This window comes from Flavobacterium sp. (assembly GCF_036405015.1).
In the GTDB taxonomy this organism is placed as follows: Bacteria; Bacteroidota; Bacteroidia; order Flavobacteriales; family Flavobacteriaceae; genus Flavobacterium.
The window spans coordinates 1-15,076 of sequence record NZ_DASWYK010000098.1; the positions used below are offsets into that span (position 1 = coordinate 1).

Annotated in this window: 8 protein-coding genes; 3 read left to right on the forward strand and 5 right to left on the reverse strand. The window is 33.7% G+C overall.

Translation table 11 applies throughout. From position 1 onward, the window contains the following. Positions 1-5,129: carboxypeptidase-like regulatory domain-containing protein (locus tag VGE71_RS07910; protein WP_331137840.1), on the forward strand; the 5,129-nt coding region annotated here is incomplete at its 5' end. A 338-nt stretch (positions 5,130-5,467) separates the two neighbouring features. Here VGE71_RS07910 and VGE71_RS07915 read toward each other — a convergent pair. From VGE71_RS07915 to VGE71_RS07935, 5 genes are all read right to left on the reverse strand, one after another. After that, positions 5,468-7,612: a S46 family peptidase gene (locus VGE71_RS07915; RefSeq protein WP_331137841.1), complete on the reverse strand. Its 2,145-nt coding sequence runs from the start codon at positions 7,610-7,612 to the stop codon at positions 5,468-5,470. A gap of 179 nt (positions 7,613-7,791) precedes the next feature. Beyond that, complete coding sequence (gene obgE, locus VGE71_RS07920) at positions 7,792-8,793, reverse strand: GTPase ObgE (protein ID WP_331137842.1); 1,002 nt, start codon at positions 8,791-8,793, stop codon at positions 7,792-7,794. Positions 8,794-8,940: 147 nt separating this feature from the next. Then, positions 8,941-10,215: a hemolysin family protein gene (locus VGE71_RS07925; protein WP_331137843.1), complete on the reverse strand. Its 1,275-nt coding sequence runs from the start codon at positions 10,213-10,215 to the stop codon at positions 8,941-8,943. 202 nt (positions 10,216-10,417) lie between these two features. After that, the gene (locus VGE71_RS07930; protein WP_144217549.1) at positions 10,418-10,990 is read right to left on the reverse strand and encodes an adenylate kinase; all 573 of its coding nucleotides are present in this window, start codon (positions 10,988-10,990) and stop codon (positions 10,418-10,420) included. Positions 10,991-11,057: 67 nt separating this feature from the next. Further along, the gene (locus tag VGE71_RS07935) at positions 11,058-11,588 is read right to left on the reverse strand and encodes a phosphoribosyltransferase (protein WP_331137844.1); all 531 of its coding nucleotides are present in this window, start codon (positions 11,586-11,588) and stop codon (positions 11,058-11,060) included. A 185-nt stretch (positions 11,589-11,773) separates the two neighbouring features. Here VGE71_RS07935 and VGE71_RS07940 point away from each other — a divergent pair, with 185 nt between their 5' ends. Then, on the forward strand, positions 11,774-13,045 hold the full coding sequence (locus tag VGE71_RS07940) for a sorbosone dehydrogenase family protein (RefSeq protein WP_331137845.1): 1,272 nt from the start codon (positions 11,774-11,776) through the stop codon (positions 13,043-13,045). Positions 13,046-13,266: 221 nt separating this feature from the next. Then, positions 13,267-15,076, forward strand: a 1,810-nt coding sequence (locus VGE71_RS07945; RefSeq protein WP_331137846.1) for a TonB-dependent receptor, incomplete at its 3' end; no start/stop codon positions are given.

The following is a 15,076-nucleotide window of genomic DNA, read 5'->3' on the forward strand; positions in this document are numbered from 1 at the left end:
CATTTGAGACTGTAACGGTTTCAAATTTTATTCTAATAGCTTCACAAAATGATAAGTTTGAAACCTATCAGGTTCTGGACCGAAAAACGGGACAGCCATTAGAAAATGTTAGTATTAAAGCCAAATCCATTACCGCTAAAACCAATAAAACTGGGACTGCAACATTTGAAAAACATAAAGACCAGTATATCGGATCATTACCTATCGTTGTATCTTTTGCAAACGATACGCTTTCTTTACAGACAAACTATCTTCAATACAACTATGATTATAGCGACGGCACTCCCTACAAAAAGAATTTTAATGGTAAAGTAAAATTTTACTTAGACCGCGCTATTTACCGTCCAGGTCAAACGGTGTATTATAAAGGAATTGCCATTCAGAATAAAGATGATAAAACAGCTGTAATTCCATTTACCACATTTAAAATTATTGTGGAAGATGCTAATAACGATGACTTCAAGGAGTTTGAGGCAACCACAAATGAATTTGGTTCATTTTCGGGCGAATTTGTTCTACCTAAATCTGGTCTTACTGGAAATTTTACGATTAAAGCCGATGAGCCTTTAGATTATGAAAAAGATAAGGTTTACGATAATGAAAAGGAAGAACACCCTTTTTGGGATCATGCCTATATCGATGATTCGCAATTAAGTTTTAGAGTTGAAGAATACAAACGTCCAAAATTTGAAGTCAATTTTGAACCTAAAAAACAAAGTTTTCAAATTAATCAAGAAGTAAAAGTAAACGGAACCGCTAAAGCATTTGCAGGAAGCTCAATTTCTGATGCCAAGGTGAACTATACTGTCACTCGTTATACTTCTTACGTAAGAAACGCCTATTCGCAACCCATTCATAATGAAATAATAGCTACCGGAGAAACAAAAACCGATGCATCTGGTAAATTTACGATTAATTTTACTGCAACTCCAGCCAATAATGCCGTAAAAGAGGAACTACCAACTTTTAGTTATCATGTAAAAGTTTCTGTTACCGATATCAATGGCGAAACACACGATTCTGAAACTACGCTTAAAGTGGGGTATCATGATTTGGTATTAAGCGCCATTATTGGAAATGAAATCTCAACCGCAGCTAAAAATGACATTACACTTTTTAGTAATAATTTAAATGGGGAATCAAAAGAAGTTAATGCCGAAGTAAAAATTTATTTCCTCAATCCAACTTCTACCAAATTTAAGTCGAGAGTTTTTCTACAACCTGATATTCAAAATATCTCAGATTCAGAATTTGATCGGTTGTTTCCTTATGAAAACAAAGTTCAATTTAATACGAAACAAACAGAAAAACTGGTCTTTACAAAAAATATTAATACTAAGGAAAGTAAAAATTTTCCTTTAGACTTTATTAAAAATTATAAATCTGGATCCTATAAAATCGTTTTTTCTGCAAAAGACAGTTTTGGAAATTTAATTGAAAGTACTTCCAATTTTAAAATCAATCAAAGTAATGACAAATTTGATACCAGCCGACTTTATACAATAGAACAGCTAAATAATAACGCAGCAAAAGATGGTTTTGCTCTCATTAAAATTAAATCGGTTATTCCAGATTTGTACGTAACAGTTTCTGCAAATTTTGATAGTAAAGTTTTCTTAGAAGACACTTATCGAATTCAAAATCATGAAACTACAATCAAAATTCCTTTGAAAAAAGAATTTCAGGATGTTATTACGATTGATTTTAGAAGTGTATTTGAAAATCAAAAATTTGACAATACCATTCATGTTTCTCTAAAAAATGAAAAACCACAATTAATATTTGATGTAGAAACCTTTAGAAACAAAATACAACCGGGAAGTACTGAAAACTGGACATTTAAATTAAGCAATATTGCTACAAAAAATGAAGCTGAAGTTTTGGCTTCTATGTACGACAGCTCTCTGGACAAATTTACAAGTCGAAATTGGGACTTTTTATATAATGTCGGATTTGGAGCATCATCAATTCATAAAACGCTTTTAGGAAGCGAAAAAACATATTCTAATCTTATTGATTTAAATACTCCATTAAAAAAAATTGAACTTAAAAATGAAAACACAAAACTAATCTGGTTTGGATTTGACTTCAACAATGAAAATCAAAACACGATTTTTAAGCAAAGAGAATATCAGAGACAACTAACAAAAAAAATAAAGAAGCCTTTAAATGCTAAAATGATTTCTGGAATTGTTGTAGATATACACCAAGAGCCAATTCCAGGCGTATCTGTAAATGTAAAAGGGACGCAAAGAGTTACGAGCACCGATTTTGACGGATATTATGAAATTGAAGCAAATGAAAATGAAGAACTTATTTTTTCTTTTCTTGGTTTTAAAAGTAAATCTGCTATTGTTTCTAAAAGCAAAACAATAGATATGGCCTTAATAGATGAAAATCCTATTTTAGAAGAAGTTGTTGTAATCGGTTATGGTACTCAAAAGAAAAAGTCTTTAACAGGCGCGGTGTCTCAAATGGTAATTCAAGAAGATAATACCGTTTATAATTCAGCTGGCGTAGAAGATGCTTTAAGCGGGAAAATCGCTGGCTTAAGCGTCAGTAACTCAAAAATAATGATTAGAGGTGCGGCATCAAACTCGAATCAAATCCCTCTTGTTATTGTTGATGGAGAAATTGCTGCTGAAAATGCGCTTTCTACTATAAGTCCCGCGGATATTCTTGATATAAAAGTATTAAAAGATAAAGATGCTAGAGCAATATACGGTTCTAAAGCTGCAAACGGAGTAATTATTATTACTACCAAAAAAGCAATGGAAGCCTTAACACAAGTAAAAGCCAGAAAAAATCTTTCTGAAACAGCATTCTTCTTTCCTAATTTAAGAACCGATTCTAAAGGAAAAGTGAGTTTCAACTTTACTTCTCCAGAAGCTCTTACTGCTTGGAAACTTCGTTTGTTTGCACATAATAAAGATGCTGTTTCTGGTTATTTGGAGAAAAGTGTAATCACTCAAAAAGAGTTGATGGTTTTACCGAATTTCCCAAGATTCTTTAGGGAAAAAGATACTATTGTTATCAGTGCAAAAATCTCAAATGTTACCGCCGAAGCGAAAACAGGAATCGCAAGTTTACAGTTTTTTGATGCAACAACCATGCAACCAATTGATGCTAAAATGCTCAATACAAAAAACATCAAAAACTTTACAATTCCAGCACACGGAAATACAACAGCAAATTGGACAATTACAATTCCCGAAGGTTTACAAGGAATTCAATATCGAATCGTAGCCAAATCTGGTAATTTTTCGGATGGAGAAGAAAACATTCTTCCTGTTTTAACCAATAATATGTTGGTTACAGAAAGTATTCCGATTTGGGTTCGTGAGAATTCGACAAAAGAATATACGTTTGAGAATTTAAAAAACAATAATTCGACTACATTAAAAAACCATCAATTTACGTTAGAATATACTTCTAATCCGACTTGGATCGCAGTTCAGTCTTTGCCTTATTTGATGGAGTACGAACATGAATGTGCTGAACAAACTTTTGCACGTTATTATGCCAATGCTTTGGCTTCAGAAATTATTTCAAGTAATCCGAAGATAGCAACTGTTTTTGAAAATTGGAGAAAAAGCGGAAAACCGAATTCTAAATTAGAAGAAAATGAAGAATTAAAATCTTTAATTCTAGCGGAAACTCCTTGGTTAAATGATGCGCAAAGCGAAAATGAAAAGAAAAAAAATCTCGCTCTTTTGTTTGATTTAGAAAAAATGAAAACTTCGCAAGAAACGATTTTCGAAAAATTAAAACAAAAACAAAAGCCATCTGGAGGTTTTGCTTGGTTTGATGGAGGTTATGAAAGTGAATATATTACAAGACATATCTTAGCAGGCTTAGGTCATTTAGGAAAATTGAGTAAAAACAATACTTCTAAAATTGATGAAATTGCTAAAACTGGAATTCCATTCTTAGACAATACGTTTTTAGAATATTATAAAACAAGAACAAAAAATTTAAAAGCAGGAGACAAACTTCTCTGGATCAATCCATATTCTGATTTACATTATTTGTATTCCAGAAGTTTCTATTTGGAGAAATATCCATTATCTGATACTTTGAAAAAAGCGAGTAAATTGTATTTGGAAACCACTAAAAAAGAATGGCTGAACTATTCTATTTATGAAAAAGGTTTAGCCGCTTTGACTTTAAATCGTTTTGGAGAAAAAGAAAGCGCTAAAAAAATTATTGAAAGCTTAAAAGAAACAGCATCTAACAATGAAGATTGGGGAATGTACTGGATTGCCAATAAATCGGGTTGGTATTGGTACCAAGCTCCGATAGAAACACAAGCCTTGTTGATCGAGGCTTTCGCCGAAATTACGAATGATACCAAATCGGTAGATGCGATGAAAGTTTGGTTATTAAAAAACAAACAAACCAAAAACTGGCCCACAACAAAATCTACAACCGAAGCTATTTATGCTTTATTAATGCAAGGAACGGATTGGCTATCGGTAAAAGACAATACTGTAATAAAATTGGGAGATGAAAAAATCATCACTAAAAAATTAGCCGAAAACGAAAAAGAAGCCGAAACAGGTTACATCAAATTAAACTGGAAAGCCGAAGAAGTGAAAAAAGAAATGGCTTCAATAAAAATCCAAAACAAGTCTAAAGTTCCTGGTTTTGGTGGCGTGTATTGGCAATATTTTGAAGATTTAGATAAAATCAAAAACAACTCAGGATCATCATTATCTGTTGAAAAAGAATTGTATTTGAAGAAAAGTACTCTACAAGGGGAAACACTAGAAAAAATTACAGCCAAAAATCCTTTAAAAAAGGGTGATTTAGTTTCAGTTCGATTAATCATCAAAGCCAAAGAAGACAGCGAATATGTTCATTTAAAAGATATGCGAGCTTCTTGTTTTGAACCTGTAAATGTTCTTTCACAATATCAATATAAAGATCAATTAGGCTATTATATGAGTACAAAAGATGCAGCAACTCATTTTTTCTTTGATAAAATCAACAAAGGAACTTATGTTATTGAATATGATATTAGAGTTAATAATAGCGGTGAATTTTCAAACGGAATTACAACCATCCAAAGTATGTATGCACCAGAATTTGCAAGTCACACCAAAGGAATAAGAGTGAAAGTGAATTAATTTAAATTCGAAAAAAGAAAATTCGGAATTCCAAAAGGGAATAAAAAAACGCGACAGTTTTAAGCTGTCGCGTTTTATATTTTCATTACAAATATTCATTCCGTAGGAATGTTTCGTCGGTAGAAATTAAATGTATTTTTTGTGTTTTACACGTTCCGTAGGAACGTTTGATTACAGATATAGTGTTTTCCTAAAAAAACAAGTGTCCCTACAGGACACACTACACGAAACAACATTATTACTATTACCGACGAGATATTCCTACGGAATATTAAATAAGAACAATAAAAAACCCGACAGCTTAAAACTGTCGGGTTTAATTTTACTGAGAATTGAGATTATTTAGCAATCGTCAATTCATCGATAATGTTTTTCGCTCCAGCATATTTGTCGATAATCCAAAGTACATAACGAATATCTACGTTGATTGTTCTTTGTAAGTTAGAATCGAAAATAACGTCTCCAGCCATAGCCTCGATATTTCCATCAAAAGCAATTCCGATTAATTCTCCTTTTCCGTTAAGAACTGGTGAACCTGAATTTCCTCCTGTAATATCATTATCTGTCAAGAAGTTGATTGGCATATAACCTGCTTTGTCAGCATATTGTCCGTAATCTTTTTTCTTGTTTAACTCTAATAAACGAGCTGGCAAATCAAATTCCTGATCTCCTGCTTTGTATTTTTTCACCATACTTTCCATTGTAGTATAGTTATTAATTTTAGCGTCGTTACGAGGATCTGCAGGTAAAGCGCGAACTTTTCCGTAAGTCAACCTCAACGTTGAGTTTGCATCTGGATATTTAATTGCGTTCAATTTAGACTCTCTCAAGCCTTCTACCAATTTACGGTAAGCTGTTGCAAAACCGTCATCAGCTTTTGCCTGATCCTCTGTTTTAGAACGGTATTTTGTCAATAAATCATTAGAAATAATATACAACGGATCGTGTGTAATTGCCACTGGTTTTGGATCTGCTAAAAATCCTAAAACTTTTTCTTTAGATGTAAAATAACTTTGTTCAGTTGCTTTTGCTACATCAGCAGTAAAGTCACCATTGTTAGCTGTTTTCATTTTTGCAATTTCTGTTGCAAGTCCATATTCAGCAGCTTTAGAAGCGTATAAATTCAATTGAGCTGTTAAAATATCTTTTTCCAATGGTGCATTAAATTCACCATAAATACTTTCAACCAATGCGTTAATTTTTGGAAGCATTTCTGCTTTTTTAGCATCATTTTCTTTGTAATAAGCAATTAATGCATTTCCTAAATTAGCTGGTCCTGTTGCATAACTAGAAGTACGTAAAAGCTGAATTAGATAATTATCGTGACGTGCTTTTAAGTTGGTTTCTCTGTAATAATCGTTGATAGTCGGAATTACATTCTCATACTTTTCTTTGTTGGCAGGTTTACTTGCCCACTCGTAGAATTTATCTTCTTGTTCTGCTTTTGTATCAACTGTTCCAGCTTTTGTTAAAGCATCGATCATACCTTGACGGTTTTTCCAATAATTAGCAGTAGAAGCATATTTAGAAGCATATTGTAAACGAACAGTATCGTCTTTATCCATATACTTTTTCATCACATCCATTCCAGTTTTTGCACCTTCAACCCACGCAGGATAAGCATATTTAATGTTTTGCTCGATTCCTCCAGCTGGCATCCAACGGTTTGTTCTTCCTGGATAACCTAAGATCATTGCAAAATCATTTTCTTTTACTCCTTTTAAACTTACAGGTAAATAATGTTTTGGCTGCAATGGCACATTGTCTTTAGAATAAGCTGCAGGATTTCCGTTTTTATCTCCGTAAACTCTAAACATAGAGAAATCTCCAGTTTGACGAGGCCACTCCCAGTTATCTGTATCTCCACCAAATTTACCAACACTTTCTGGAGGAGTTCCAACTAAACGAACGTCTGTGTAATCTTGGTAAACAAAATAATAGTATTCATTTCCTTGAAAGAAAGGACGAACAGAAACAGTATATTTTCCGTTTTCGCTGTTTTCTTTTTCAATCAAATTAATTTCTTGCTGAATGATTTTGTTTCTTTCAGTTTCTGTCATTGTATCATTTACTTTTGACAAAATTCTTTTAGAAACATCATCCATACGCACGAAGAAACGAACGTATAAAGATTTTGGTTTTAGTTCTTCTGAACGATTTTTTGCCCAAAAACCATTTTTCAAATGATTTTGTTCTGCAGTTGAAAGTTCTGCAATCGCGCTATAACCACAGTGGTGATTGGTAAGAACCAAACCGCTGTTTGAAACGATTTCTGCAGTACAACCCCCATTGAATTGTACAATCGCATCTTTTAAGCTGTGATTGTTAATGCTGTAAATTTCTTCGGCTGTCAATTGCAAGCCCATTTTTTGCATATCCCTGTGATTTAATCTTTCGATAAACATCAGGAACCACATTCCTTCATCGGCTCTCATTGGGAAAGCCACTAGGCACATGGTAAAGAATAAAATTACTTTTTTCATGTTATTTTGTTTAAGTGATGCGAATATAACTCATATTTACAATTATTCCACTCAAAACAAATTCAAAATTGCACATGTTTTCGCTTTTTTAGTCTTTTATTAAGAATTTAACATTATAGAAACAAAAAAAGGCATTCTGTTTTCCAGAATGCCTTTTCAAAATTGTATAAAACTCTAGTTTACTCGTTAAGCATTTTCCAAAGTTTATCTTTCAAATCTGTTAAACCTTGTTGTGCAACAGATGAAATAAACATATAAGGAACATCTTTGAACGAAACATCTAATTCTGCTTTCAATTCCGCTTTCAATTCATCATCCAACATATCGCATTTTGAAATCACAACAAGACGTTCTTTGTCCAACATCTCAGGATTGTACTTCGTTAATTCATTAACCAAAATATCATATTCTGCTTTAATGTCTGGCGTATCAACAGGAACTAAAAACAATAAAGTTGAGTTACGTTCAATGTGACGCAAGAAATAATGACCAAGACCTTTTCCTTCTGCAGCACCTTCAATAATTCCGGGAATATCAGCAATTACAAAAGATTGAAAATCTCTGTACGCTACAATTCCTAAATTTGGTTTTAAAGTCGTAAACGGATAATCCGCGATTTTTGGTTTTGCCGAAGTTAAAACAGATAATAAAGTAGATTTCCCAGCATTAGGAAAACCAACCAATCCAACATCTGCCAGAACTTTAAGTTCCAGAATAACATCCATTTCAATTCCAAGCAAACCTGGCTGTGCATAACGAGGAGTTTGATTTGTAGAACTTCTAAAATGCCAGTTTCCTAAACCTCCCTTTCCTCCTTTTGCAAGAATCTTTTTTTCTCCGTCTTCGGTAATTTCAAAAAGTGTTTCTCCAGTTTCTTTGTCTTTTACAACAGTTCCTAATGGTACTTCAATGATTTTATCTTCTCCATCTGCACCTGTACTTCTGTCAGATCCTCCGTCTCCACCATGACCCGCTTTTACGTGACGTGCAAATTTTAAATGAAATAATGTCCAAAGTCCTTTATTCCCAACTAAATACACATGCCCTCCACGGCCACCATCTCCACCATCTGGACCACCTTTTTCAATAAATTTCTCTCTATGTAAATGCGTAGATCCTTTTCCTCCTTTTCCGGAAGAAACATATATCTTAACGTAATCTACAAAATTTCCTTCTGTCATTTTTCTAAGTGTTCAGTCGCAGTCGCAGTTTTCAGTATCAAATGTGACTGAAAACTGCGACTGAAAACTATAATTTATTTTTTATTCAGCTTAGCCTGTGTTTATAGCGCAAACTGCGACTGTAAACTGCGACTGTAAACTTTATTTTTATTCTTTAAGCGCTTTCACAAGCACTTTGTCAATCTTAACACCGTCCATATCGATTACTTCTAAAACGAATTTCTGCCAAACTAATTTTTCTCCTTCTTTTGGAATATGAGAAAGCTCCGTCATAATCATTCCGCTTACGGTGTTTACTTCGTAATCGTTGGTTAATTCGTCTAATTCGAAATAAGTTAAAAAGTCGTGTAACGAATAATGTCCATCAACTAACCACGAACCGTCTTCTCTTTCGATCAATTGGAATTCGTCTTTGTAAAATTCTGATGCATCACCAACTAAAGCTTCTAGAATATCATTCAAAGTAATTAAACCTTGAAAAACTCCATATTCATCTGAAACTAAAGCGTAATGAATTCCTGTTTTCTTGAAATTTTCTAAAGCTTTGTAAGCTGTTGTCTGTTCCATCAAATAAGGAGCATCAGATACTATAGCTGACAAATCAAATTGTTCATTTTCAATATTTGCGAAGATATTTTTAAGTGTTACAACACCTACAATATCATCGTAATTTTCGTTGTAAACTGGATAAACGGCATGCAAATCCTGAACTACTAATTCTTTGATTTTTTCTTTATCGGCTTTTAATGGCAACATGTCAACCGACTTTCTGTGCGTCATTAACGAACTTACTTTTCGATCTCCAATATGGAAAACACGTTCCACAATATCTTGTTCAATTTCCTGAACTTCTCCTACTTCTGTACCTTCTTTAATGATGGCTTTGATTTCTTCCTCAGTCACTTTTCCGTCAGCGGTTGGTTTTATTTGAAGAATGTTCAATAAAAAATCTGTTGACGAAGTTAGTAACCAAATAAATGGCGCTGTAATAATCGAAATCACTTTCATTGGCATTGCCACCATTTTTGCAATTGCTTCTGGATAATTTAATCCAATTCGTTTTGGAAGCAATTCTCCCAAAACCAATGAGAAAAAAGTTAAAACTACAACTACAATTCCGACTGCAATTGAATGTGCGTAAGGTTTTAATGCGGCAAAACCTGAAACGAAAACCTCAACATCGGCAGTGATTTTGTCTCCAGAATAAATACCCGTCAAAATTCCGATCAGGGTAATTCCGATTTGTACTGTCGATAAAAACTTGTTTGGAGAATTGGCTAAATCGAGTGCCGTTTTAGCACTTTTATTACCTTTTTTCGCAGCGGTTTCCAACCTGTTTTTACGGGCTGAAATCAGCGCGATTTCAGACATGGAGAAAACTCCGTTTAAGAGAATTAGAAAAAATATAATTAGTATTTCCAATTGATAGGGGGATTCGTTATAAAATGGTCTTGTTAAAAAATAATTCGCAATCTTGATTTTTAGCCCAGATGGAAGTGAAAAGCCCGGAGCTAAAAAAACTAATTTTTCCTGCCAGAAAACAGCGACCAACGGAAGCTCGTTTTATGGTTTGGAAAAATAGTTTTTTTAGCGAGGACTTGTAACGTACAGCTGGATTAAGCTTCTACAAATTATCTATAACCGACGTTAAGCGCTCTGTAATTTGTTCGATAGTTCCGATACCGTCTACGGCGTGAAACTTACCTTGTTCTTTGTAATATCCAATTAGAGGAGCTGTTTTCTCATTATATTCTTGATATCTTACACGAATTTTTTCTTCGTCTTGATCATCAGCTCTTCCGCTTGTTTTTCCTCTTTCTAGTAATCTTGCTACCAAAATCTCGTCGTCTGCTTCTAAAGCGATTGTTGCTGTTACGCTAGATCCGATTGTTGGTAAAAATTTATCTAAAGCCTCAGCTTGATTGATTGTTCTTGGGTAACCGTCAAACAAAAATCCTGCTGTATCTGGGTGTTTTTTTACTTCATCAATTAACATTGCAGTTGTTACTTCGCAAGGAACCAATTCTCCGTTGTCCATAAAAACTCTTGCTTTTTTTCCTAGTTCAGTATCATTTTTTAAATTAAAACGAAAAATATCTCCAGTTGAAAGATGTGTTAAATTGTATTTTTCTTTTAAAAATTCTGCCTGAGTTCCTTTTCCTGCACCAGGCTTTCCAAATAAAACGATGTTAATCATAATTGAAATGAGTGTTGTTACTTCTGTCTTTCAGAAGTCTTTAAATGAATATTTAGTTGTGTTTTGTTTATTCTGCTAATTTGTAAACTTCGGTCAGGTTTCTTCCTAAACCATCGTAGTCCAAACCGTAACCTACAATAAATTTGTTCGGAATACGAATTCCGATATAATCTATTTTGATGTCTTTTTTATACGCTTCTGGCTTAAAGAACAACGTTGCAATTTTAAAATGACTTACATTTTGTGCTTTAAACAAGTGCTTTAATTCTTCTACAGTATTTCCTGTATCCACAATATCTTCGATAACAATTACTGTTCTTCCCGATAAATCATGATTGATTCCGATTAATTCTTTAACCGAATCTGTACTTTCTGTTCCTTCATACGAAGCCATTTTGATAAACGAAACCTCGCATGGTTTTTTATATTTTTTCAGAAAATCGGATACCACCATGAAAGCACCATTTAGAACTCCAATAAAAATTGGCGTGTCATCTCCAAAATCATCTTCTACCTGAGCCACCATTTTAGTTAAAGCAAAATCAATTTCTTTAGCCGAAATAAACGGAACAAATTGTTTATCGTGAAGTTGTATCATTATTTTTCTTTTTAAAATAATGGACAAAGATAAAGAATTAGAACTTAACAGCTTCTATTAAAATAGACTGTATCTCGTTATTTTTTAAGAATGTTAAATATCAGTTAATAATTACAAATTTAATTTTGACGCTGTTTTTAATTTGAGTAAATTGTTGTGATATAATTATTTAACTCCAAAAACCAATGAAGAAATCCGTACCACTATTAGCCATACCTCTATTAGCCTTAATGACGGCCTGCAACGGACAAGTCAAGAAAGAAGAAAAAGAAGTCCTTGCCAAACAGCCAGGAAACGTAGTAAAAACAGCTATTGGCAATATTACGCTTCCTCCACCCTATGCAACAGAATCTAAAACAGTTAATAGCAAAGTGATTGGCTGGCCAGAAGGGAAAACGCCAAAAGCACCAGAAGGTTTTACAGTAACTAAATTTGCTGACGGATTCGAAAATCCGCGTTGGACATATATTGCACCGAATCAAGATATTTTTGTTGTTGAAAGTGGCACGAGATCCAGTAAAAATCAAATTACCGTTTTACGAGACAAAGACAAAGATGGAAAGTATGAAAGCCGTCAGGTTTTTATAACTGCGCTAAACAAACCTTTTGGAATGTTGGTTTTAAAAGACTTTTTCTACATCGCAAATACCGACGGATTATACCGTTATCCTTATAAAAACAATCCGCTGAAATTAGAAACTAAAGGAGAAAAAATCCTTGAACTTCCTGCAGGAGGTTACAACAATCACTGGACAAGAAATTTATTAGCAAGTCCCGACGGAAGTAAAATTTATGTTTCTGTAGGTTCAGGAAGTAACAATGCCGAACATGGCGTTGACAAAGAAGTACGTCGCGCTGGAATTCTGGAAATTAATCCTGACGGAACTGGAGAAAAAATCTACGCTTCGGGTTTAAGAAATCCTGTTGGAATGGATTGGAATCCTGTAAACAAAGAATTATGGACTGCTGTAAACGAACGCGATGAATTAGGAGACGATCTAGTTCCAGATTACATTACAAGTGTAAAAAAAGATGGTTTCTACGGATGGCCGTATTCTTATTTCGGAAATATTCCTGATCCGAGAATGAAAGGTGAAAGAAAAGATTTGGTCGAAAAAGCAATTGTTCCAGATGTTCCGGTTGGTTCTCATACCGCTTCTTTGGGATTGGCTTTTTATACCAAAGATGCTTTTCCGGCGAAATATAAAAATGGCGCTTTTGTAGGCCAGCATGGTTCTTGGAATCGTTCTAAAATTTCGGGTTACAAAGTGCTTTTCGTTCCGTTTAAAGATGGAAAACCTTCAGGAAAACCAGAAGATTTTTTAACTGGTTTTATTTCTGATGAAAACAAAGCAGAAGTTTATGGCCGTCCAGTTGCAGTAACTGTTATGAATGACGGATCGCTATTAGTGAATGATGACAGCAGTAATACGATTTGGAAAGTTACAAGTAAATAAATTCCAATATTTTAAATTCCAAATTCCAAAGCTGGAACTTAAAAAATATAAAAAGAAGATTTTAAACACATAGAGACATAGATTTTTGTTAAAAAGAAGTATTAGAAAATTCGAAACGCCTTTTTTGCCTCAATCAATGCTATGTTTCTATGTGTTAAAAATAAATTCCAATATTTTCTTCCAAAATAGAATTCCAAACTCCAAATCGCTAATTAAAATTTATGCTTTTCAAAAAATACTTTCTTCTTCTTTTTGCATTGATTGTTTTCCAAAATGTAACTGCACAAGAAAAAGAAGTCCAAAATATTGATTCGGTTAAAACGCAAAAGTTGAATGAAGTTTTAATTAGTCCGCTTCACATTAATCGCGATTTGCAGAAAAGTCCAGCTTCGATTGGCGTTTTATCTGAAAAAGAATTACTTCGAAATAATACTACAGACATTAGTAATGTCATCAATACGATTCCTGGCGTTTTTATGCAATCGTCAAATATTACGACAACCCGAATTTCGATTCGAGGCATTGGCGCAAGAACTCCTTACGGGACTAATAAAATTCGCGCTTTTTATGGGAGTATTCCGTTAACTTCTGGAAACAGTGAAACAGTTATTGATGATATCGATCTTCAAAACATCAATCAAATTGAAATTATTAAAGGGCCACTTTCCAGTGTTTACGGCGCTGGTTTGGGTGGTGCTCTTTTGATTTCGCCTCAAACTTTAAAAAAAGGCAATTATCAAGCAGAAGTCAGTTCTATTTTTGGTTCTTACGGATTATTGAAAAACAGAGTAAGTTTTGATTTGAATGAAAAAAACGCTTCTCTAAACCTAACTTATCATAATTTAAAAACAGACGGATGGCGCGAAAACAGTGCTTACAATCGAGAAGGAATTACGCTTGGCGGAGAATTATTTCGAAAGAAAAACAGCAAACTGACTTATTTTTCGAATTATACTTATTTGAAGGCTTACATTCCGAGTTCGATCAACAAAACAACTTTTGATAATAATCCACAAGCGGGCGCGCCAACTTGGGTTGCTTCACAAGGTTTTAAAGAATACAAATCGACTTTGGGCGGATTAGCTTATGATTTTAAAATTAATAATCATTTAAATAATTCGACTTCGGTTTTCATTAATTATAAAGACAGCAACGAACCGCGTCCTTTTGATATTTTGCGCCAATATACTTTTGCTTCTGGAGCAAGAACGCAGTTTTCGGGAGATTTTAAAATCGGAAAAATCAACAATCAATTTATTGGCGGAATCGAATATTTCGCAGACAATTATAGCGAAAATACTTTTCAAAACCTTTATCAGCAAAACAATGGAAATGGAAGTTTACAAGGCAATCAGCTAACAGCAACGAATCAGAAAAGGCATTTTTACAATATTTTTTCGCAAATCAGAACTTTGCTTTCTGACCGATTTGAGATTCAAGCTGGTTTAAATTACAACAAAACCAAATTTGAACTTCAGAATGATTTTCCCGCTTCCGCGAATAATCCGACGGAACATTATAGTTATGATGGCATTTTTTCGCCACAACTTTCTTTTTTATTCAAGCCAAATGAAATTCAGACTTTTTACTTTTCTGCAAGCCGAGGATTTTCTCTTCCTGCAACCGAAGAAACTTTAACGAGTACAGGAAATATCAATCAAAACATAAAACCTGAAACGGGTTACAATTTTGAATTGGGAAGCAAACTACATCTTTTCAGTAAAAAATTATATGCTGAAATTGCGGTTTATCGAATGGAGATTAAAGATTTATTGGTTGCCAAAAGAATCGGCGATGATCAATATGAAGGCGTAAATGCTGGAAAAACGTTTCATGAAGGAATCGAAATTGCATTAAAACACAATTGGGCAATCAATCGAAATTTCAATCTAAACTCTTACGCAGGCGCTTCCATCGGAAATTATGAATTCAAAGAATTTGTAGATAACGGAAATGATTATTCTGGAAATAAATTAACTGGAGTTCCAGTGAATACTGCAAGTGCAGGTTTTAATTTCAATACGAATTCAG

Excerpts from the sequence above, each read along its gene's own strand:
- VGE71_RS07940 (WP_331137845.1), top strand. The coding sequence starts at position 11,774 with ATGAAGAAATCCGTACCACTATTAGCCATACCTCTATTAGCCTTAATG.
- VGE71_RS07915 (WP_331137841.1), bottom strand. The coding sequence starts at position 7,612 with ATGAAAAAAGTAATTTTATTCTTTACCATGTGCCTAGTGGCTTTCCCA.
- VGE71_RS07930 (WP_144217549.1), bottom strand. The coding sequence starts at position 10,990 with ATGATTAACATCGTTTTATTTGGAAAGCCTGGTGCAGGAAAAGGAACT.
- VGE71_RS07935 (WP_331137844.1), bottom strand. The coding sequence starts at position 11,588 with ATGATACAACTTCACGATAAACAATTTGTTCCGTTTATTTCGGCTAAA.
- obgE (WP_331137842.1), bottom strand. The coding sequence starts at position 8,793 with ATGACAGAAGGAAATTTTGTAGATTACGTTAAGATATATGTTTCTTCC.